We start from the raw sequence: 22,935 nt of genomic DNA on the forward strand, positions 1-22,935 counted from the left end.
AAGGGGCAACAGAAATGACGGCAGATTTGACCGAAATACCGAGGAATCCGCCCATTGGTGCCGCGTTAGCCGTCGCCGGCGCGCCTGCCAGGCGCCAGCGGGCAATATGCCGCAACACATCTCCCCACTGCCAGGCCCACCTGCAGGCGCAGGTGGCAGTTAGCTAACACCGACGATTGCGCGCAATCCCGTTTGATGACGCCTCTCATCAACGGAGCTTGACCATGGACCTGCATCAACGCCTCATCGCCCTCAGTAAGCTGGACTGCGCGGTCGCCCGGCGCTTCCAGGATCGTCCCGTGCTGACCGAGGTGGCGGCCCGACTGCTGGCCGAGCAGTGGCGACAACGCCGCCTTGGCGACACGCACGATCCGCAGAGCCTCTACCTGATCAGTCGCCCTCCGCGGGGTGCCCGCGCCTGGATACGCCCACTCTCGACACTGTTGATCGAGCGTTTCTGTCGCCGCGCCACCCTCAACCTCACCGAGGGCGAGGACTTCATCAGCACGCACGCCGAAGACAACCCGGACTGGGCCGTGGAGATCGACCTACATGCGGTCGAGTTGCTGATCAACGACTGCGGACCCTTCATGCTCGATCGTTATCGGGAAGAATTGCTGGCTTACTGGAGCCGATTCGACATCACCGGCCAGACTCCTTGGCAGTGGTACACCGAGTATCTTCGCCAACAGTTCATCAATGCACTGGACACAGGCACGCAGGAGAGTCGCCTGCGACCAGAGGTGATCGCCCTCGCCAACGGCCTGCTGGCGACGCCCGAAACGGCAGGTACAAACACCGCTTCGCCCTCGGTCAGCCAGCTGTCCAGCGACCTGTCGGCCAGCGGCAAGATCGACCGCGACCTGGGCAGCGCCTTGCTGATCGAACACGCCAGCGGTACTACAAGCACGCCGGTCACGCTGCTGTTCACCCTGGTCGGCAAACTGCTGGTCTTTCCATCCCGTCAGGTAATGGTCGATATCCTCGAGCGCCTGTGGCCGGTCACGCCCACCCCGGCCCGCCACGTCCTGCACATCCTGCCGCTGACCGAGGAGCCATTCGCGGCACAGGCCCTGGGCTTGCTGCGCCAGCAACTTGACGTGGGGCGGATCGTCGCGGGCAACTATCACGCCCAAGGCCTGGCGCTGGCCCTGGGCCGGGAGCTGGACGGTCTGACCTCGATGGTGGAACTGTGCAACCGCACCGAGCGCATACAGCGCCTGCGCCTGAGCGAACACCTTCCCGACTGGCTACGGCAAGCCCCCTACACCGCCCAGGCACTCTATGCCCGCAGGCTGGTGGACGTGGCACAAAGCTACGAAGATGCCGATGGCCAGTTCTGGCTCGACGGCATCCTCAGCGCAGAGGCGTTCGCCAATCAGCAACTTCGTGCCCGGCTGGCTGTCGACCATCCTGGCGAAGCCCTGGCGCCGGAAGAAGTGCTGGTTCTGAATCACCAGGTCACCACCTCCAGCGCCGCCATCGGGGACACGGCGTTCACCAGTGGCGAGATCCACACCGTGACATTCAGCCTCGCCGAGCTGGCCATCGGCAACCTGGTACTGCTCAAGCCCGGCAAGGTGGCGTTGGCCTCGTCCACTGGCCAGCCGCTGCCTGCATGGTTGAACGAAGGCTATGTGAAGACCCTGGTCAGCGAACTGGACATCGGCACTTCCTACCCACGCCTGCTACGCACAAAACTGCTCGATGACACGGAACAGCGGCACGCACGCGAACGGCTGCTTGACGCCCAACTGCGCAGCCAGCTACCCGCGCTGGCCATGGAGCTGCACCTGCGCGGCGAGGGCACCAGCGAAGCCAGCGCGCTGCGCATCGCCCAGATCTTCACCCGTACACCTGAAGATCAGACGCACTGGGTGATGCGTCCGCTGGGGCTGCTCAGGCGAGCGGATGCCGAACCCGATCATCCGCTCAACACCTGGCTGATCGAAGCGGCCAGCCCCACCAGTGGCGTCTGCCTGCTGTATCGCCCGCAGCACGAGCAGCCCTTGCTGGAGTACGACGACCGCATGGCCCTGTTGGTCGCCATCGGCACACCCGGCGCGCTGCAGGACGATCTGCTGCGGCGCCTGCCTGCGCCGGACCGCAAGGTCTACGCCCACGGCGGATTCCAGGAACCCCACCTGTTCTACCCGCTGGACGACAGCTTCGCCGTCCCCTTCGGCACACCCGCCCCGGTGACGCTCAGCACCGAGCCCGCTGTCGATGACATCGGCAAGGCCATCTACCAGGCCAGCATCGAGGAAACGATCGAGCACTTCCAGGCACACGCCGTGACCACCCACGAAGCCACCTGGAGAAGCCGGATAACGTTCGGCTGGTTGCTGTTCAACAGCGTGCTGCCGTTCGCCGGACGCCTGGTTGGCAGGCTTGCCTGGCTGGCCCAGATGGAGACCGCCCTGGCTCAGGCCATCGATACCGACGACAGCCTCTCGCCGACCGAACACCGCATCGCCTGGGTCAACTTGTTGCTCAACCTCGCCCTGTTGCTGCTGTCGGGTTCGCCAGCCCAGCTGCAACTGGAGGAGGGCGCAGAGGGCCACCTTGCGCCCCCTCCGTTGCCATCCCCGCAGGCCCCTACCCTCGCACAGGTAGAAACCACAGCCCCTGACAGCGTGCTCGACTTCAGTTGGGCGCAGCCGGCCGGCAAGCTCAGCCAGGCGCAACGTCAGGCACTCAATGCCCTGTCTTCCCGTACGCTGGGGCAAAGCCTTGGCGAGCCTATTCCCCACGGCGCCTTGGCCGGACTGCACCTGCTTGACGATCACCTTTACGTACTGCTCGAAGGCAAGGCCTATCGCGTCCTGCTGGACGAGCCCGGCAGCCAGCCCAGGATTGTCGGCGATTCGCCAGAACAGCTCCCCGGCCCCCGGCTGCGCCGCGACGAAGCTGGCCGCTGGGGCATCGACCTGCGCCTGCGCCTGCTGGGCGGCATGCCCACGACCTCACGCATTGCCCGGCTGCGCGAAGCGAACAGACAGGCATTGGTCGAACTCGACCGCACCCTTGCGCAAGATGTCGAGCAAGGGCTGGACCAGTTGCGGCGCATGCGCATCGACGCGTCGAGCTTCGCCGACGACAGGCCCGAGGCCGACCTGCGCCAGCACCTGCACACCTGCCAGGCCGCCTCGCTGCACTGGAAGGCCCATCTGGAGCGCCTCAACCAGCGCAACGCGCTGGAGGTACGCGACGGCTTCAAGCTGGAGCGTGCCAACGCACTCACCCAGCGCGCCTTCAGCGAACAGCTGATCAACGCCACACTGCATCGGTTGCATGCGCCCAAGCACGCGCAGCTCGTGCGTTTCATCAGTCAGAACGAAAGCAGCATGAGCCGTGCCGATCTGGTTATCTACAGCCGACGCCTGGCCGAAATCTCGCCCCTGCTCGACGATCTGGTGATCAACGCCGATGCAATGCACGACATTCATGCCCAGTTGAAGAAGCTGACCAACCGTGGCCAGGACAGCATCCAGACGATGTTCGACAGCCTCGAACGCGGATGGCCCAACACCGAGAACCCGATCACCTGCCGCTACATGCGCCTGGAAAACCACTTCAACCGGCTGTTCGCCCTGCACCCGCTCAGAGACAGCGAGCCCAGGAACGGCGGTTTCTGGCTCAAGCTGGCCAACGACAACATCAGCCTGGTCATTGCCCAACGGCGCCAACTGGCGGCGCTGGGCAAGCCGAGCGACGAACTGGCCACACGCCTGCTCAAAAGCGCCAAAGACTGGCTTGCCCAGGCAGACCGGCAACTGGGCAACTTCAAGACACTGTCGACGGACACAGCGTCGAAGGCATTGCTGGCCCCTCTCGAGCAAGACCTGGCGTACATCCAGGCGACGGTCAGCAGCGAACTGGCCGAGTACCCGGACTACCCACCCACCACGACACTCTCGCGCTTGCGCGAGCAGGCACCCGGGCTGATCGAAACCGAGGAACATGGGGTGCTGCTGGGCGTGCCGCGTGTGGGCGATGAGTCGACCGTCGACATCGAGGCGCCGGGGCCTGAGGGCCGCACTCGTACCTACCGGCAAGACCACGGCGACTGGGTCGAAGTCCTGCCAGCCCCCGCTGCACGACCGAAGGCCAATGACAGCCTGAATCGCCTGCTCAAGGGCAGCCAGGCACTCATGGACAACGCCCGGGCAACCCTCCATCACCTGCAGGGCAGCCCCAGCGAGCGCTACCTGCCGGTGGAAATCCACGACGAACTCATGCTGCACGGGCAACGGTTGACGGAACGTGCCGATGCCATAGAACAAAGGCTGACTGCCGACAACGCCAGTGACGAGGCCAGCGGCGGCCAGGATGCAGCGCGGGTCGGCAAAGCGCTGAGTGACCTGGTCTTGATCCTTGAGAGCCAGGCCAAGGCCTTGCGCATCCAGGCTGCCCTAAGCCAGAAGCCGCGCATGGGTGAGCTGCAGTACCTCATCGACAATCACGAAGTGACCGTGCATGCCCTGGGGGCTCGCGCGCGGTTGGCGAAGGTCAAGGGGCGGCCCGCCGACTACCTGGACGAATACGTCATTCGCCACCAGGGCCGGGACCTGTGGTACGCGCACTTCCACTACCCCGCGCAGGACACAGCCAAACCCCAGTTCCTCGCCGGCCACCTGAAGACAGCCGAGCAACGCCATCTCAAGGGCCAGACGGTCATGGACGTCGCCACGGGTCGGCCGGTCGAGGTCTACCGCTCGCCCATCACCCTGGCCGCTGCGAGCCGATTCTTCTTCAACCTCTGATGCGACGGGCGCCGGCTGCGGCGCCCGTTCCCGTCCTCAGCGATCCTTGAACTGCGCCTCGCGCTTGGCGATGAACGCCGCCATGCCTTCCTTCTGATCCTCGGTGGCGAACGCCGCATGGAACACCCGGCGCTCGAAACGCACGCCCTCGCTCAGGGTCACTTCGAAGGCGCGGTTGACGCTCTCCTTGACCATCATGCTGACCGGAATCGACTTGCTGGCAATGGTCGCGGCCACCTTCAGCGCCTCCTCCAGCAACTCGGCCTGCGGCACGATGCGCGCCACCAGGCCAGCCCGTTCGGCTTCCTCGGCCCCCATCAGGCGGCCGGTCAGGCACAGTTCCATGGCCTTGGCCTTGCCCACCGCGCGGGTCAGGCGCTGGGTGCCGCCCATGCCCGGCAGCACGCCGAGGTTGACTTCCGGCTGGCCGAACTTGGCGTTGTCGGCGGCCAGGATGAAATCGCACATCATCGCCAGCTCGCAGCCACCGCCCAGGGCGAAGCCGGACACCGCGGCGATGATTGGCTTGCGCCGGTTGGCGACGCGGTCGGCGTCGCTGAACAGGTCTTCGACGTAGATCTGCGGGTACTTCAGGTCGGCCATTTCCTTGATGTCGGCGCCAGCGGCGAAGGCCTTGGCGGAGCCTGTGAGCACCACGCAGCCGATGTTCGGGTCACGCTCGAGCTGGTCCAGGGCCTGGTTGATCTCGCCGACGATCTGCGCGTTCAGGGCGTTGAGCGCCTGCGGGCGGTTGAGGGTGATCAGGCCGACCTTGCCGTGGATGTCCAACAGGATGGTTTCGAATGCCATGCAGACTGCTCCTTCAAAGATTGCGCGCAATGACCATGCGCTGAATGTCGCTGGTGCCTTCGTAGATCTGGCAAACCCGCACATCGCGGTAGATGCGCTCCAGCGGGAAGTCGCTCAGATAGCCATAACCACCGAGCGTCTGCAAGGCATCCGAACAGACCTTTTCGGCCATTTCCGAGGCGAAAAGCTTGGCCATCGAAGCTTCCACCAGCGCCGGGCGCCCGGCATCGCGCAGGGCGGCGGCATGCAGCACCATCTGCCGGGCCACGGCAATCTTGGTGGCCATATCGGCCAGGCGGAAGGCCACCGCCTGGTGCTCGATCAGCGCCTTGCCGAAGCTCTGGCGTTCGTTGGCGTAGTCGCGGGCCACCTCGAAGGCGGCGCGGGCCATGCCCACCGCCTGCGAGGCGATGCCGATGCGCCCGCCTTCGAGGTTGGCCAGGGCGATCTTGTAGCCCTGCCCTTCTTCGCCCAGGCGGTTGGCCACCGGCACCCGCACATTGTCGAAGACGATCTGGCAGGTGTCGGAGGCGTGCTGGCCGAGTTTGTCCTCGACCCGCGCCACCTGGTAGCCGGGGGCGTCGGTGGGCACGATGAAAGCGCTGATGCCACGCTTGCCGGCGTCAGGGTCGGTGACGGCGAAGACAATCACCACCCCGGCGTTCTGCCCGGAGGTGATGAACTGCTTGCTGCCGTTGAGCACGTAGTGGTCACCGTCCAGGCGCGCGCGCGCCTTCAGGCTGCTGGCATCGGAGCCGGCCTGGGGTTCGGTCAGGGCAAACGCGCCAAGCATCGCACCCGTGGCCAGCGGCGTGAGGAACTGCTGCTTTTGCGCCTCGCTGCCGAACTTGAGGATCGGCACGCAACCCACCGAGTTGTGCACGCTCATGATGGTCGAGCAGGCACCGTCACCCGCGGCAATTTCTTCCAGAGCCATGGCGTAGGCCACGTAGCCCGTGTCGCTCCCACCGTACTCCTCTGGCACCAGCATGCCGAACAGGCCAAGTTCGGCCATTTCCTCGATGGCCTCTTTGGGGAAGCGGTGCTCCTTGTCCCATTGCTCGGCGAACGGCTTCAAGCGCTCCTGGGCAAAAGCCCGCACGGCGTCGGCGATCTGTTGTTGCTCGTCAGTTACCAACATGGCTCACCTCAGTACAGGCATTCGACGGCCATGGCCGTGGCCTCGCCACCGCCGATGCAGATGGCCGCCACGCCTCGGCGCAGGTTGTTCTGGCGCAACGCCGACAGCAGGGTCACCAGGATGCGTGCGCCCGAGGCGCCGATCGGGTGGCCCAGGGCACAGGCGCCGCCATGGATGTTGACCTTGTCGTGGGGCAGGTCGAGGTGCTTCATGGCGGCCAGGGTGACCACGGCGAAGGCCTCGTTGATCTCGAACAGGTCGACCTCTGCCAGGTCCCAGCCGGTGCGTTTCATCAGCTTGTCGATGGCGCCGATGGGGGCGGTGGGGAACAGCGCCGGGGTGTCGGCGAAAGCCGCGTGACCGTGGATCACCGCCAGCGGCTTGAGGCCGCGCTTCTCGGCCTCGGAGCGACGCATCAGCACCAGTGCCGCGGCGCCGTCGGAGATGGAGCTTGAGTTGGCCGCGGTCACCGTGCCGCCTTCGCGGAAGGCCGGCTTGAGCTGCGGGATCTTGTCCAGGCGCGCTTTCGGCGGCTGTTCGTCATCCTTGATCACGCGCTTTTCCCTGCCCTCGGTGACTTCCACCGCAACGATCTCGGCAGCGAAGCGGCCGTTCTTGATGGCGTCCTGCGCCCGGGTCAGCGAGGCGATGGCGAAGTTGTCCTGGGCTTCACGGCTGAATGCGCCGTTCTGCGCGCAGTCCTCGGCGAAGGTGCCCATCAGCCGGCCCTTGTCGTAGGCGTCTTCCAGGCCATCCATGAACATGTGGTCGATGATCTTGCCGTGGCCCATGCGGTAGCCGCCACGGGCCTTGTCCAGCAGGTAGGGCGCATTGGTCATGCTCTCCATGCCACCGGCGACGATCACCTCGGCGCTGCCGGCCAGCAGTTGGTCATGGGCCAGGATTGCCGCCTGCATGCCCGAGCCGCACATCTTGTTCAGGGTGGTGCAGGTGGTGTGCTTGTCCAGGCCGGCGCCCAGGGCGGCTTGGCGTGCCGGGGCCTGGCCCTGCCCCGCAGGCAGCACGCAGCCGAACAACACCTCCTGGACACTGGCGGCATCGATGCCGGCGCGCTCCACGGCGGCGCGGATCGCCGCGCTGCCCAGTTGCGCCGCGGTCAGGCTCTTGAGGTCGCCCTGCAGGCCACCCATGGGCGTGCGCACGGCGCTGACGATAACGATCGGATCATTGGCGAGGGTCATGTTCATTGCTCCTTATTTGGCAGCCATGCGCAGCGCGCCGTCGAGGCGGATCACCTCGCCGTTGAGCATGCTGTTCTCGATGATGTGGCGGGCGAGCGCGGCGTATTCCTGCGGACGGCCCAGGCGCGGCGGGAATGGCACCCCGGCAGCCAGGGACGCGCGCACTTCCTCGGTCATGCCGGCCATCATCGGGGTTTCGAAGATGCCCGGGGCGATGGTCATCACGCGGATGCCGAAGCGCGCCAGTTCACGGGCAGCCGGCAGGGTCAGGCTGGCGATCGCGCCTTTGGAGGCGGCATAGGCGGCCTGGCCGATCTGGCCGTCGTAGGCGGCAATGGAGGCGGTGTTGATGATCACCCCACGCTCACCGCCTTCGTCGGCCTGGCCCTCGGCCATGGCCGCAGCAACCAGGCGCAGCAGGTTGAAGCTGCCGATCAGGTTGACGTTGATGACCTTGGCGAAGCTGCCCAGGGCGTGCGGGCCGTTCTTGCCCAGCACTTTCTCGGCCCCGACGATACCCGCGCAGTTGACCAGCCCGTGCAGGCTGCCGAAGGCGCTGACGGCAGCATCGACCGCGGCCTTGGCGGCCTGCTCGTCGCTGATGTCGGCCACCGCGAAGCGGGCGTTGTCACCCAACTCGCGGGCCTTGGCCTCGACGGCGGCGGCGTTCAGGTCGACCAGCATGACCTTGGCGCCGGCTTCGATGAGCATGTGCGCGGTGGCGGCGCCCAGGCCCGAGGCCGCGCCGCTGACGATGAAGTGCTTGTTCTGGATATGCATGGCGGATTTCCTTCAGGCGCCCGCAGCGATCGGCTGCGCGGCTTGTTGTTTGGCGATTTCCTGGTTGCGCAGGATGAAGCGTTGCAGCTTGCCGCTCGGGGTCTTGGGCAGCTCGCCGACGAATTCGATTTCACGCGGGTAGGCGTGGGCGTACAGGCGCTGGCGCACGTGCTGGCGCAGGGTTTCCTCAAGCTCGGGGCTGCCCGCGTAACCCTTGGCCAGCACCACGAACGCCTTGATCAGCTCGGTGCGCTCCGGGTCGGGCTTGCCGATCACCGCTGCCTCGATCACCGCCGGGTGTTCGATCAGCGCACTCTCCACGTCGAACGGGCCGACCCGGTAGCCGGAGGTGGTAATCACATCGTCGCTACGGCCGACGAAGCTGATGCTGCCGTCCTGGTTGAGCTCGACGGTGTCGCCGGACAGGTAGTACTTGCCGACGAAAGCCTTGGTCGGCAAGCCGTGATAGCCGGCGAACCAGCACAGCGGCGACTGCTCGCGATCCACCGCAAGAATGCCCGGCTGGCCGGCGGACAGCTCAAGGCCCTGCTCGTCCACCACCACGATGCGGTGACCGGGGATGGCGAAACCGGCCGAGCCCAGGTGTACCGGATGCTCCAGCGCGTGATGGTTGCACAGCACCATGCCCAGTTCGGTCTGGCCGTAATGATCGTGAATGGTCACCCCCAGCTCGTCGGCGAACCAGCGGATCACCTCCGGATTGAGCGGCTCGCCCGCGCTGCTGACCACCCGCAGGCGGCCCTTGACCGGTGCCGAGAACTGCTCCCCGGCGGCGATCAGCAGGCGGTAGGCGGTGGGTGAACCGGCCAGGTTGGTGATGCCCAGCTTGTCGATGATCCGCGCACAGCTGTCGACACTGAACGGGCCGTCGTAGAAGGTGGTGGCATGGCCCAGGGACAACGGGCCGGTGACGGCGTAGTAGAGACCATAGGCCCAGCCCGGATCGGCCAGGTTCCAGAACCGGTCGTCCGCACGCAGGTCGATGGCATCGCGCATGTAGCCCTGGAAGGCGACGATGGCGCGCAGCGGTACTTCCAGCGGCTTGGCCGGGCCGGTGGTGCCGGAGGTGAACATCAGCAGGAAGGCATCGTCACCCGTACGCATCACTGGCTCGCAGTGGCTGTCCGCCGCGTCGAGGGCCTGGTGGAAGTCCAGCTCGCCAGCGCGCGCACCGACCGTGATGAGCACCGGGCAGTCGGCGACGTCATCGAGTTTGGCGCGATTGTTGCTGTCAGTGACCACCAGCCGGGCCTGGGACTGTTCGAGGCGGTGCTCGATGGCCTTGGGGCCGAAGGCGGTGAACAGCGGCTGATAGACCGCGCCCACTCGCCAGGTGGCGAGGATGGTCACCAGCAGTTCAGGTGTACGCGGCATCAGCCCGGCCACCCGATCACCAGCGCCGACACCTTGGGCCTTGAGCACATTGGCCAAGCGTGCCGCCAAACCCTGCAACTGCTCGAATGTGTAGCGCCCGCTGTTGCCGTCACGATCCTCCCAGATCAGGGCGGCCCGGTCGCCACCGACATGCCGGTCGCAGCACTCGACGCAGGCATTCAGAGCGTCAAGTGTGCCGTGCAGGGACGCTTGCACGGCCTGCACATGATCGAAGGAACGGGCGGCCTCGGCGTAATCGCGCATCGTCGGACTCCTGGATTGTTATTGTTGGAGTGCTTAATCGGTCCGACGATGTTCGCGCCGCTGTCAGGCGGCAGCAATGGCCAAAGGCGTCAATCTGGATGACCGGTTTGGCCGCTGCGCAAGGCTGGCGAGCCAGGGGCGAGCAAACCGTCATCTGCGCTCGCCGGGCGCCACCCTGGCCAGGGCTTCCCGGGTCAAGCGCAGGTACCAGGCCTGCTCGGCCTCCAGCAGCGCCCGACGCAAGGTGTCAGCCTGCGCAAGGTACTCACCCTCGTTGACTTCACCCGCTATCCGCCGCTCATCCAGCCGCTCCAGGTCAGCGAAGAAAGGTTCCTGGACCTCATCCAGGCTGGTCGCATGCTGCTGTTTCAGGTACGCCTGCCAGAAATCGCGCTGGCTGATGAAGCGTGCCAGTACTTCTCCATCCGACTCGGCGGCACGCACGCTGCGCTCGGCATCCGCGAGATGCTCGTCGTTGACGTGAGCCATGGCCCTGAACTGCATGGTCCTGGGTTGGCGCGGCAATGACAGGCGCTCGGCAAGACCGACCCGGTAGGCCAGGTCCACTTCGATCTCATCGACGCTTTCGTCCGGGTACTGCCTGCGCAAGGCACGCTCCACCCGTGGCAGGTCAGCACGGGCGTAAGCCTGCAGCCGTTCCAGGCGGAACAGCCGCCGCGCCATCTCCAGGCGCTTGCCCTCAGCTTGCCCTGCGTCTGCGTCACGCAGTATCTGCGCCACCTGGACACGCACCTCCAGATCGCTGAAGCAGCCGATCACACTGTCCACGCAGGTACGTCCCGAACCTGCCCAGTTGAACAGTTCCTCACGCAACGTGCTCTGCTCCGACGCGGCCTCGATCATGTCCCACAAGCGGTTGCCCAGGTCTTCACGGGCTTCACGATAGTCACTGGTGCCGGTGAGTTCGGCGAACAACTGGAACAGCGCTTCACTCTCGGGCTCGGCCGCCAGCACGTCCCATTGCTGCTGGCGGCGCTCACGCAGCGCTTCATCCTCACCGCCCACCCAGATCTGCCGGGCCTGTTCCACAGTGACCTCCTGCGTGCCGCCAGCGGCCCCCTCATCGACCGGCTCAAGCACGGCGCTGCCTCGCTGCATCAGCCGAGCATGGGTACTGACGGGCAAGGGGTTGCCGGCCAGCAGCAAAGCCCGCCGGAAGCTGTAGGGTGTCTGGAAAACGATCGGTTGCAGCATGGCGATCTGGTTGTCACGCAAATCCGCCAGCTCCAGATAACCGCTCCACAGCAAGTCGGGCGGCAGGCGCTGCAGCCGACAGTTTCGTGCATACACCTCTTGCAGGCGGTGCAGCTGGTCCAGCCGCAGGTCGACAGGCCCCAGCGGATTGTCGCTCACGTCCAGCAGCCGCAACTGCCCAAGGGGCTGTATCCCCTCCGAAGACTGCACGTCCAGACGAATACGGTTGTTGTTCAACTGAAGTTCATTCAGGCGGGTCATCAGGCCCAGTCCGCTTGGCAACCGGGTCAGGCGGTTGTTGCTCAAGTTGCACCAGCGGGTATTGGGAAAGCACTCCAAGAAGCGTGTCGGCAGTGACTGAAGCTGCAGTTGGACAAGCACCAGTTCGGTGACGTGGGGGAAGCTCACGCCCGCTGGCATGTCGGGCAAGCCATGGATGGGCTCCCCGACCAGGCTCAGGCGCATGCCGAAACCGCTGCCCTGGATGTCGACCAACCGCTCTGCGCGCATCTGCCACGCACGGCTGATCTGCTGGGCGACCCGCTGGCGCGCCGTTCGATGTTCGGCCTGTTCGCTCACCCACCCCTGCAGGCTCCCCTCCAGATCTCGATACTGCTGCTCATGGCTCAGCAGACGACTGAACGCCACCGAATGGGATTGCCGGTACTCCGCCATCCAGGCTTCCAGATCGGTCTCTTCGATGCCGGGGTACAGCGCGCGCACCCGGGCGCGGAATGTGCTTTGCATTGCCGGGGTGGAGCTACCACGCCCATTGAGCGGATAACCCACGCGCCCATCGGGCATGCGCCTGCCAGGGTTGAACCAGGGCCGACCGGGTGAAATGCCAACGGATACCGCTATGTCTCGACGCGAGGACGGCAACGACTGTTGCAGCATCTGGCGAACCTTGGCCGGGGCGTCATCCCCAGTCCAGCCCAGGCGTTGCCGCTCGCTCGGCGCCAGCACGGCCAGCAGCACCTGCTCCCAGCCCCTGGGCTCGTCTACCTCGACTTGCGAGGCGCGGCCGTCGCTGTACAACCGGTAGCGCCCCTCATTGCGCACCAGGGTGGTCAACAGCCCAGGCTGCCCTTCAGGGTAGATGAGCCCCAGGCGGCGCCCGCTGTCGCTGCCCTGGCGTATTTCCAGGTTGATGCTTTGCGGCCATGCAGCCTGGCGCGACAGCAGTGAAAGCACAAGAGCGCAGGTTTCGTCGCAGTGGCTGTCTTTGAGGTAGAACCCTTCCAGTGCGCGGGTCAGCCTCGCTTCGCCCAGCAGCTCACGGGCCTTCTCCGCCAGTGCCAGTGGCACTCGCCGCTCTTCGCTCATGCGTTGGCGCTGAGCCGTGGTGGCTTCGCGCAGCACGGCGGCGGCATAGGCGTCGGGCAAACCTGGAAAGTCACGCTGGAGCAGGCCCAGCAACGCGTCTGGAGGTACGTAGCGGACCGCAAAGTGCTCGAGCAGCCTGCCACGCAAGGCTCGGGCGTGCAGCAGTATCGCCTCACGCTGCTCGACCTCCTGCAGCCCCGCGATCTCGGGCTGGGGCAAGCACCACGCCAAGTACTCGCGGGACCCGGACGGCACCTCGCCCCTGCCCAGTGCCGTGAAAAAAGCTTCGATGGCGTCACTCACCTCGAACCGCTCAAGGGTGTCGCGCAAGGTGACGGGCAACGGACGATTTTCCACCAGCAATCCACGCAGACCGTCCTCGTCGATACCGGCGACTTTGAGGATCTGCGCGACCTGCGCTGGCGAACGGGCCTGCGCCCCTGGCCACAGCACCCCGAGCATGCGCCCGCTGCCGCTCCACGCTCGAGGCTCATCATGAGCAAGGCGCCAGGCGCGTTCGCCGTTGCCGACCAGCTCGGGGCCATAGGCAGCGACATTGCCAGGGTGTCGCAGGGACCAGCTGGCACCGGGGCGGGCCTGGTGGACCTCGTAGTAGTCATCCGCATCTCGCCACCAATGGCGCTGCCCATCGCCGTACAGGCCACGTTCGGTGAGTGCGGCGCTGCCTGGCAGGCCTGCAGTGCGATAGGGCTGCAGATCGTCCGACCACAACCGTTCCTTGCCCGGCATGACCGTGACCGGCTTCAGGCCATCGACGAAGGCGCTGCCGACGAAACGTCGCGCCGCCACCGCGCCGCCTGCCACCAGGGTGTTGCCGACCACCGTCTGCGCCACATTGAGAAGATGCTCCAAGGCTTCGTGATCACGCCCCTTGCTCCAGTCGACAACCCCTTCATATACCTGCGACAGCGTTTCCTGGAGCATCTTCGCCAGTAGCAGCTCCCCAACCCCCGGTACGAAGAATGCGGCCAGATTGAGCAGCGTCAGGCCCACCTCTTCCAGCTCTTCGCGTCGCCGCCTGAACGCCGCGGCATCGACCTGCTGAGTGGGCACCACCAGCAAGCACGCATCCTGCAGGATCCGCTCGACCTGTCTCTGGGCCAGGGCAGCGAAGACGTCGCCGCGGCTCACCTTGCCGCGGGGTTGCATGTCAGGGGTGCTGTCCTGCATCCGGGTGCGTAACGTCGTGATGAATCGCGCTCGCCGGCCAAGCGCCACACGCTGCAACAGATATTCCTGGAATGCCGGCTGCGTCGCCAGGTTGCCCAAGCCGGCGTTCATGTGCGTCCAGGAATCGTAGCGTTCCAACACAGCCTGCGGGGCGCCAGGCAGATAGCACACCAACCCCTTGATGGCGGTGCCCGCCAGGTCATCGCTGAGGACGAACAGCAACGCCCCATCGATCGGGCAATCCAGCAAATCCAGTGTCTGCACGCTGATGAACGCGCTGTCCGGATGGGTGATCAATTGCCCGTCGCAGGCCTTGAGCAACAGGCTCAATACGTCCTCGTCTATTTCCTGCTTCATCGCTGCAATCTGAGCGGCAACGCCCAGCCCCAGACGCCCGTCGTCGGCCATCTGTTGCCGTAGGTCGGCATCGAACCTGGCCTGCAGATGCTCCTGATAACGCTTGCCGACATCCAGCGAACGGCACTGCTCCACCAGTTTTTCCAGCGCCACCGGCAACGGCAGGTCCGGCCCCTGCCCCTGCAGCGCCGCCCCTTGCGCAAATCCGGAGCCTGGGAAAAACGACTGGCCTTGCTCGAAGTTCTGCAGCAATCGCTGCAACGCCGGCTCTCGCAGCGTGACCTGGGTTATCGTGCCGCCTGGCGTAGAGAGCTCGGGAAGGAACGGCGAAGTATCACGCTTGAAACTCTGAAAAACCTCCTCCCAATACAGGATCTCCAACGGCTGCGCGATACCCAGCCCGCGCGACAGCATGCGCTCGAACAGTGGCCGGGCGAAATCGGTCGGCGACTCGATCTGGCGCCAGGCCTCGGCAAGCCGATCCTGGGTCGCTCGGTGTGCCAGGAAGCGCGCCCGCAGGGCTTGCAACTGATCGACTCTGGCGGATCTGAGCCATACAGGCAGTTGTTGTGCAATGAACGTGTCTGTCGCGGAGGGGGTGGTCGTGCCGGACATGGTTGTCGCTTCCTGAGGAATGGAAGCGACAACCCTGCCCGCTGTACGTGCGGCGGATCAGCGGGAAACACACCCGGTCGAGTGTTGCACCCTAGGTGAGCGAGCCATCGGCCTCATGCTCGAGGGCCTCCTCGGTAAGCCGAAGCGCCAAGGCCTGTTCTGCCGAAGCACGCCCACTGACCAGCGCATCCCAACGTTCTCTGTACTCCTGGCTGTCCAAGGCCGAGGCTTCATCGTCAAGCTCGCTTCCATACCGCGAGAAGGTCTCTGCCAACGCCGAAAAAGCAGCGCTATGGCGCTTTTCCAGGTAGGTGCGCCAGAAATCCCGCCCACTGATGCTTTGCGCCAGCGCCGGGGACGCCTCTGCCGCCTTGACTTCAGCCAACGCCTTGGCCTTCTGCGTCGCCTCGATATGCGAAAGGCTCTCGAAGCGCAAGTTGCGCGGCTGGTTCGGCAAGTTCAACTCGCTAGCCAGCGAAGTGCGATAGCCGAGGATCACCTGCAGTGCATCGACGCCTGCCGATTGCGGATCGTCAGCGCGAAGCGCCGCATCTTGCTGACGAACGTCCTCAGCGGCGATTTCGTCCAGCTTGTCCAGCCGGAACAATTGCCTCGCCAACAACAGCAGCCCGTCACCACCTTCGCCCAGAGCACCAAGAGCGTTGGCCTTGTACACCAGCTCGTGGATCATCAAGCGGCTGAAGCGCTCCGCATGGCTGTCATGACAGCCGCGCACCTCATCGGCGTGCAAGAAGATTTGCTCACGCAGCTGCGCATCCTGATCCATGCTCTCAAGCAACGGCCAGAGTTGCTCGGACATGTAACCCGGCGCTCGCACGAAGTCCGGTGTCGACGTCAGGTTGCGCAGCAACTCGAACAGGCCAGCACTGCCTGGCAGTGCTCGCAGTCTTGTCCACAACTGCTTACGGGCCTGGTCGTTGCGCGTGCCCTTGTCCAGCGCCAGCCAGCGCTGCATGATCGCCCCCGGCTCGGGGGCCACTTCCTCACCCTCTTCCAAGCCCAGCAGAAACGCGTGCTGCGAATCGACCCGATACAGACGCTCCATCGCTTGGTGGTCCAACGGATTGCCTACCAGGTTCAGGCGCCGCCGGAACGACCATGGCTGGGCAGCCAGAGATTCCGACACACTGCTGATGCGGTTGTTGCTCAGGTCAGCTGTACGCAGGGAGGCGCAGAGCTCGATGCCGTCAGGCATATCGAGCAACCCACACCCTCTGGCCCGAAATGTCGTCAATTCAGGCAGACGGTCGAAACGCAAAGGCAACCGGCGAATCGGGTTGAGGCTCAGATCCAGGACCTGCAAGTTGCCCAGACTGGCCAGCACCTGCTGGTCACTGTCGGTCATGCGCACCTGGTTCGACAGCAGCAACAGGCTACGCAGGCCAGTGAGCCGCGCAAGCGAAGGCGGTATTGCGCCGATCCGATTACCGTTGAGGTTCAGCACACTCAGGGAGTCGAAGACATGCAGGAAGTTGCCATTCACCGACGTCAGCCCCATGCGCACCATCGTCAACTCGGTGACATGGCCAAAATCGATATCCGCTGGCAAGTCCGGCAGGCTGCCGATACGCCAGCCGCTGATGTCCAGACGCATGCCGTCAGCCCGCCTTTGCGCGCCACGCGCAACTTCCCCCTCGAAACGCCAGATGGCGCGCAAGCGATTGGCGAGCTGCAGACGGACCCGACGAACCTGCAGTTGCGTATTGGCGTGGGCCCAGTGCCGCAGTGTTTCGTCGAGGTCGGAGTAATTGCGCTCCTGCCGGGCGATCACTTCGAACGGCCGCTCATGGTCACGCTGCAATCCCTGAACATAGCCCTCCACCTCACCGGCATCGAAACTGGGGTACAGCATCCGCACTCGCTGTCGCAACCGCTCGGTGGACGGACGTGAGGAGCGCCCGCCGAGCTCGTAACCGACACGCCCATCGGCCAGGCGCCGGCCCGGGTTGAACCATGGCGTGGACACGCGCCAACCCAGGCGCGCCAGCACACTGCTGCGTGTCGCCGGCAACTGCTCGATCAGCGCATTGCGCAACTGCTCGGCAAGGTCGCTGTCGTCGAACTTCAGGGCCCGGCGGTCCGACTCTTTGAGCAAGGCCGCAAGTGCCTCGAACAGGCCGCCGGGCTCTGCCACATCCTCCTGCCGTGGGCGGCCTGCACTGTCGTAGAGCCAGAAGCGCCCGTTACGGGTGAACAGCACGAGGCGCCCGGCACTCGGCCCTTGCGGATCAAGAATCGCCAGTGTGGCGCCGTTCTCGGAACCGTCATGCAACTCCAGGTTGAGGCGTTTGGGCCAGCCGGGCAGGCGTCCGAGCAATGCGATGACCAGTTCGGCCGTCTCGCTGGAGCAAGCGCTGCGCAGGTACAGGCCCTCCACAGCGCGGTTGGCGCGCGACAGCTCGAGCAAGGCCCGGGCCCGCTTGCCCAATGCGAAGGGCAGGCGCGCTTCGGCCAGTGCCTGCTCTTCCACCTCAGGATCGACCTCACGTGCGACCTCCTCGACATACGCATGCGGCAACCCGGGGAAATCACGCCGCACAAGGGCCGCCAAGCCCTGTAGCGGCGCAGCCTGGGTGGACAGATGCTCAAGCAGTGCCCCCTGCAACTCAGCCTGCCGTCCGGCAAGGTCCTCGGCAATGGCGGCATCGTCCAGGCCTTGCATGTCGTCGCGGCTCCGGCACCACGCCAGTACCTGGTCATCTTCCAGGCTCGAATCAGGCTGGCGCAGGGCAACGAAGAGTTTCACCAGCCTGGCGTCGGCCTCGAAACGCCGAAGGGTGTCACGCAGGTTGACCGGCGTGGGACGGTTTTCCACCCACAAACCCCGCAGCTCGTCCTTGTCCATGCCCGCCGTCCGCAGGATGCGATCGGCCTGCGCGGCATCGAACGGAGGTTCATGGGGCCAGAGCCGGTTGAGCATGTCGGTGCTGTCATCCCACTCCAGCGGTCGCTCCTGGCGCAGGCGCCAGCCCCGCTCGCCATTGTGTTCCAGCGGCGGCTCGTAGGCACCCTCTGCATCGGGGTGGCGCAAGCGCCAGGCCTGGCCCGGCGCAGGCTGATGCACTTCGTAGTAGCGAGTACCGATGCGCAGCCAGCGCTGCTGCGCGTGCGCGTACAGACCATCCTGCCCAAGCGTCGCCGGGCCCGGGTCCGACTCGTAGACACTCAAGTCGTCGTTCCACAAGCGTTCGCCGCCTGCCGAGAGCGGCACCGGCTCCAGCGCGTCGACAAACGCGCTGCCCTGGAAACTGCGCGCCACTGCGCCGGCGCCGGCCACCGTCGCCGCGGTGACGAGCACGGTTTGCGCCACATGCAGCAGGTGCTCCCTGGCCTCATGCTGATGGCCTTCGGACCAGTCCTCGATACCGGTATAAACCTCACCGAGCAGATCGACGACCAGCTTGCCGAATAGCACCAGCCCGACAACCGGCACCGCCAGGCCGACCAGGCCGAGTGCCGCCCAACCGACAGACTTCCAGCGTTCCAGGCGTTGCTCGGCGGCCTTATGGTCGACTGCCTCGTTCGATACCAGCAGTACCCGCGCATCCGCCTCGAAACGCTCGACCTGGGACTGCGCCAGCGCCGCGAAGATATCGCCAACCGCCACCACCCCTTGCACCTCGAGATCAGGCACATCGTCCTGCAAGCGCATGGTGAGGGTAGTGACGAATTCCGCGCGCTGATCGAGGCCGACCAGCGGGTAGAATTGCTGGCGCGCATCGTCCCGACTCAGCTCCATGGCCAGGAATGCTTGCAGCTGCAACTGCGAATCGAACCGTCGCAGAGGGCATTGCCGGTCAGTGGGCAGGTACAGGACCACGCCACTGTCCTCTCCCTGCTCGTTGCGCAGCTGGATCTTCAGGCCGTTGGCGATCTTGCAGCCGAGCAACTGCAACTCACCGGCGTAGGCAGCCAGAGGCGCCGAGGACGCGTGCGGCGCCGATGGCAGCAGGCGGCCCAGGGCTGCGTGCTCCTCGGCACTGATCCAGCCCTGCATGAGCCCCAGCTCGCAACTCAGGGCGAAGCCCGTGCGGTGGTGCGCCGTAAGCAACGCGCGAGCTTCGCTGGTAAAGGCCTGCTGCAAAAGCTGTTGGTAGCGTTTCCCTACCTCGAGCGCCCTGACCTGCGTGACCAGCGAGTCCAGGTCCTCGAACAGCAGCGCTTCACCTGCACTGGCAGTCAGCCCGCTCCCCTTGTAGAACGACGCATCGGCGGCGAACCCCTGCATCAGCCGCAGCAAGGCCGGATAGCGCAAGTAGTGGATCTCGTCCTCAGGCAGACCGCCCCCCAAAGGCACTCGAAACCGGCGCCTTAGCTCCAGCCAGTCGAGCCTGGCGAGCGCTGGGCCTGCGGGCAGCAGTTCGCCGATCAAGGGTTCGAATGCCTGCTCGGCGAAGCGTTGCGGCGACACCAGCGACCGCTCGAGTGCCGCCAGCGCCTTGCCGCTGTCAGCGTGCGCCTTGAAGCGTGAGGACAGCGTGCGGACCTGCTCGGCCGATCCTGTGCGCAGCCAGGCCGGCAACTTCGCGGCGATGAAGCCATCGGTCAACTGTTCGGGAGTCAGGGGAGTGATGGTTGGAGTTGTAACTGCCATGGGTGGGACGACCTGCATGATTAAGGGACGTCCACCCTCTACAGCCTCAGCGCTCGATCACAGCGGGAAACGCCGTCACCTGTTCGAGCGCTACCCCTGCATGACCAGTTGCCGGTAGTGCCCTGGATTGCAGCCGAACCACTTGCGAAACGCCTTGTAGAACGAGCTGCTGTCGGCAAAGCCCAGGCGTTCGGCGATATCGCCCATGGCGGGCTCGACCTCGCCCAGCCAGGTCACGGCCAATTCACGGCGCACGCTGTCCTTCAGGCCTTGGTAGCTTTGCCCTTCGTCCGCCAGGCGACGCCTGAACGTCGACGGCGACAGGCACAAGCGCCGGGCCAGGCTTTCGGCATCGGGCCATTGTGCGGGCGCCAGTTGCAGCAAGTCGTGGCGAATGCGCCGGGCCAGGCTGGCCGGGTCGCGGTACTTGACCAGGATGTTGCCCGGCGCCTCGGCGAGGAAACGTTGCAGTTCCTCAGGCGTGCGCTTGAGCGGCAGATCGAGGCAGTCGGCGGCGATGATCATGCGCGTGCGCGGGCGCTCGAATTGCAGGTTTTCCGAGAACATCACCCGGTAATCGTCACAGAACGGCGGTTCGGCGCAGCGCAGATCGATGGCCAGGATCGGGATGCGCCGGCCCGCCAGCCAGCAGGCCACGCCGTGCACGATCATCCAGAAGGTGAAATAGGTGAAGGCCCGGCGCGGCTCATCGCGCGGTTCGTTGATGACGATCTCGGCCAGGCTTTGCTGGCGCACCAGGCCCGGCTGCAGGTCTTCGAGCATCAGCCCGAGGAAGTCCAGGGCTGTGCGCAGGCCGTCGGCCAGGGTCGGTTGCATCATCGCCGCGCGGCACAGGAACGCCAGGCTGCCGCTGCGCAGGCCGCGCGGGTCCATGGCGAAAAATTCGTCGTTGCAGCGCCGCGCCAGCAGCCGCCAGAGCCGGGCATAGGCGTCGGCGCTCACCCGCGCCTGGGGCAGGTCGAGGTGCTGCGCGTCGATCCCGGCGCCGGCCAGCAACGCCGCGTCCGGCTCGCCGGCCGGGCAGGTCTGCAACAGCGCTTCGCGCACCAATTGCATGGAGATGGTGTCTTTCTCGCTCATCGACGATCCATTGTGCTCTGTGGCCGCCATCTTAAGGCTTGTCAGACGCTCGCAGCCAGACCAAGGAACGCCTGGATCAGGCGCAGTTCGCGGCGTCGCTCCAGGCAGCCGATCATGTGTTGGTTGACCAGCCCCGCGCCGCTCAAGGGGCGCGCCACCACCCTTGGGTCATGGGCAACCTCGGTGGACGACACCACGCCGATGCCCAACTCGGCCGCCACTGCCTCGGTGACCGCCTCACGGCTGTCCAGCTCCAGCAGCACCCGTGGCTGCACACGGCCCTCGGCACAGGCCTTGTCGAACGTGCGCCGAGTCGTTGAGCTTGGCTCGCGCAATACCATGATCTGCTTGTCCAGCTCGGACAGCGGCAGGTCGCCGTCAGCCTTGGCCCAGGCATGCCCCGCCGGCAACAGCGCGCACAGGCGCGATTCGCACAGGCTCTGCAGGTGCAGGCCCTTGCGCGGTTCGATCTCGGTCAGCACCGCGACATCGGCATGTTCGGACAGCAACGCGGCCAGCGTCTCCTGGGCGTTGCCCAGGCGCAGATTGACGGTGATGCCGGGGTAGCGCTCGCGCAGAAGCGCCAGCATCGGCATCACCCGGTGCGGCCCGTCGGCGGCCACCTCCAGGCGCCCGGTCAGCAACTGGCGGTTGGCCTCGAGCATCGCCTGGGCTTCCTCGGCAAGGCCGAACATGGCCCGGGTGATGGCCGCCAGCCGAGTGCCCTCCTCGGTCAGCTCGACCCGCCGCGCGGTGCGCCGCAGCAAGGTGATCTGGTAGTGCTCCTCCAGCGCCTTGACGTGCCCGGTGACCGCCGGCTGGCTGATGAACAGGCGCTCGGCGGCGCGGGTAAAGCTGCCCTCACGGGCCACGGCATCGAAGGCGCGGAGCTGGAACAGGTTCATATCTATCGGCCTGACTTATGGCTGGCATAACAACAAACAATTTGAATGATGGGCCGGCGAATTGCAACCTAGCCCCCATAAGTTTCCAGCCCACCGCATGTGAGGAACCACGGAATGAGCAACGCCCCGATCCTGCTGACCCCCGGCCCCCTGACCACCTCGATCCGCACCCGCCAAGCCATGCTGGTGGACTGGGGCTCCTGGGACCGCGACTTCAACCAGCTGACCGCCAGCGTGTGCGAGCAGCTGCTGGCAATCATCGACGGTGCCGCCAGCCACCACTGCGTGCCTCTGCAAGGCAGCGGCACCTTCGCCGTGGAAGCGGCCATCGGCACCCTGGTGCCGCGTGACGGCAAGGTGCTGGTGCTGATCAACGGCGCTTATGGCCAGCGCCTGGCGAAGATCTGCAAGGTACTGGGCCGCCAGTACAGCACCTTCGAAACCGCCGAAGACCAGCCGACCACCGCCGCAGACGTCGAACGTCTGCTCGCCGCCGACCCAAGCGTTACCCACGTGGCCCTGATCCACTGCGAGACCAGCACCGGCATCCTCAACCCGCTGGCCGAGATCGCCCAGGTGATCAAGCGCCACGGCAAACGCCTGATCATCGACGCCATGAGCTCGTTCGGCGCGCTGCCCATCGATGCCCGCGAAATCCCCTTCGAGGCGCTGATCGCAGCGTCCGGCAAATGCCTCGAGGGCGTACCGGGGATGGGCTTCGTCTTCGCCGAGAAAACCGCCCTGGCCGCCGCCGAAGGCAATGCCCACTCGCTGGCCATGGACCTGCACGACCAGCACGCCTACATGGCCAAGACCGGCCAGTGGCGCTTCACCCCGCCGACCCACGTGGTCGCCGCGCTGCACGAAGCGCTGCAGCAGTACGCCGAGGAAGGCGGCCTGCCGGCACGGCACCAGCGCTATGCCGACAACTGCAAGACCCTGCTCGACGGCATGGCGAAGATCGGCTTGCAGAGCTTCCTCCCCGCCGAGATCCAGGCACCGATCATCGTCACTTTCCACGCCCCCAGCGATGCTCGATACCAGTTCAAGGACTTCTACGAGCGGGTCAAGGCCAAGGGTTTCATCCTCTACCCGGGCAAGCTGACCCAGGTTGAAACCTTCCGCGTCGGCTGCATCGGCGTGGTCGGCCCGGACGGCATGCAGGCCGCCGTCAACGCCGTGGCCGAGGTGCTGCGGGAAATGGAAGTGCTGGACATCTGACCCTCTGCCTACCCAATTTCAGGAAACCGCG

At 65.6% G+C, this 22,935-nt stretch carries 11 protein-coding genes; 2 read left to right on the forward strand and 9 right to left on the reverse strand.

Going from position 1 to position 22,935, the window contains the following annotated elements; genetic code table 11:
- Positions 1-224: 224 nt before the first annotated feature.
- On the forward strand, positions 225-4,766 hold the full coding sequence (locus ACQ4N9_RS14230) for a hypothetical protein (RefSeq protein ID WP_390969781.1): 4,542 nt from the start codon (positions 225-227) through the stop codon (positions 4,764-4,766).
- A 36-nt stretch (positions 4,767-4,802) separates the two neighbouring features.
- Here ACQ4N9_RS14230 and ACQ4N9_RS14235 read toward each other — a convergent pair whose 3' ends face one another.
- From ACQ4N9_RS14235 to ACQ4N9_RS14275, 9 genes are all read right to left on the reverse strand, one after another.
- A complete protein-coding gene (locus tag ACQ4N9_RS14235) occupies positions 4,803-5,576 on the reverse strand; it encodes an enoyl-CoA hydratase (protein ID WP_110994569.1) in 774 nt (257 codons plus the stop codon).
- A gap of 13 nt (positions 5,577-5,589) precedes the next feature.
- Entirely contained in the window at positions 5,590-6,717 is a 1,128-nt protein-coding gene (locus ACQ4N9_RS14240) for an acyl-CoA dehydrogenase (protein ID WP_390969779.1), read from the reverse strand.
- Between the two features lie 8 nt (positions 6,718-6,725).
- Entirely contained in the window at positions 6,726-7,919 is a 1,194-nt protein-coding gene (locus tag ACQ4N9_RS14245; RefSeq protein WP_390969777.1) for an acetyl-CoA C-acyltransferase, read from the reverse strand.
- 12 nt (positions 7,920-7,931) lie between these two features.
- Positions 7,932-8,699: an SDR family NAD(P)-dependent oxidoreductase gene (locus ACQ4N9_RS14250; RefSeq protein WP_390969775.1), complete on the reverse strand. Its 768-nt coding sequence runs from the start codon at positions 8,697-8,699 to the stop codon at positions 7,932-7,934.
- A 12-nt stretch (positions 8,700-8,711) separates the two neighbouring features.
- The gene (locus ACQ4N9_RS14255; RefSeq protein WP_390969773.1) at positions 8,712-10,358 is read right to left on the reverse strand and encodes an AMP-binding protein; all 1,647 of its coding nucleotides are present in this window, start codon (positions 10,356-10,358) and stop codon (positions 8,712-8,714) included.
- Between the two features lie 150 nt (positions 10,359-10,508).
- Positions 10,509-14,975 carry an NEL-type E3 ubiquitin ligase domain-containing protein gene (locus ACQ4N9_RS14260; protein ID WP_390969772.1) on the reverse strand — a complete coding sequence of 1,489 codons (4,467 nt, stop codon included), beginning with the start codon at positions 14,973-14,975 and terminating at the stop codon, positions 10,509-10,511.
- A gap of 178 nt (positions 14,976-15,153) precedes the next feature.
- Complete coding sequence (locus ACQ4N9_RS14265) at positions 15,154-19,677, reverse strand: NEL-type E3 ubiquitin ligase domain-containing protein (protein WP_390969770.1); 4,524 nt, start codon at positions 19,675-19,677, stop codon at positions 15,154-15,156.
- Between the two features lie 90 nt (positions 19,678-19,767).
- Positions 19,768-20,778, reverse strand: coding sequence for an AraC family transcriptional regulator (locus tag ACQ4N9_RS14270; RefSeq protein ID WP_125859428.1), 1,011 nt, complete (start codon positions 20,776-20,778; stop codon positions 19,768-19,770).
- 41 nt (positions 20,779-20,819) lie between these two features.
- On the reverse strand, positions 20,820-21,683 hold the full coding sequence (locus tag ACQ4N9_RS14275; RefSeq protein WP_347148479.1) for a LysR substrate-binding domain-containing protein: 864 nt from the start codon (positions 21,681-21,683) through the stop codon (positions 20,820-20,822).
- A gap of 114 nt (positions 21,684-21,797) precedes the next feature.
- Here ACQ4N9_RS14275 and ACQ4N9_RS14280 point away from each other — a divergent pair, with 114 nt between their 5' ends.
- Entirely contained in the window at positions 21,798-22,904 is a 1,107-nt protein-coding gene (locus ACQ4N9_RS14280; protein WP_390969768.1) for a 2-aminoethylphosphonate--pyruvate transaminase, read from the forward strand.
- The last annotated feature ends 31 nt before the right edge of the window (positions 22,905-22,935 follow it).

Origin of the sequence: Pseudomonas sp. ES1 (assembly GCF_050586605.1) — a bacterium.
Classification (GTDB): Bacteria; Pseudomonadota; Gammaproteobacteria; order Pseudomonadales; family Pseudomonadaceae; genus Aquipseudomonas; species Aquipseudomonas sichuanensis.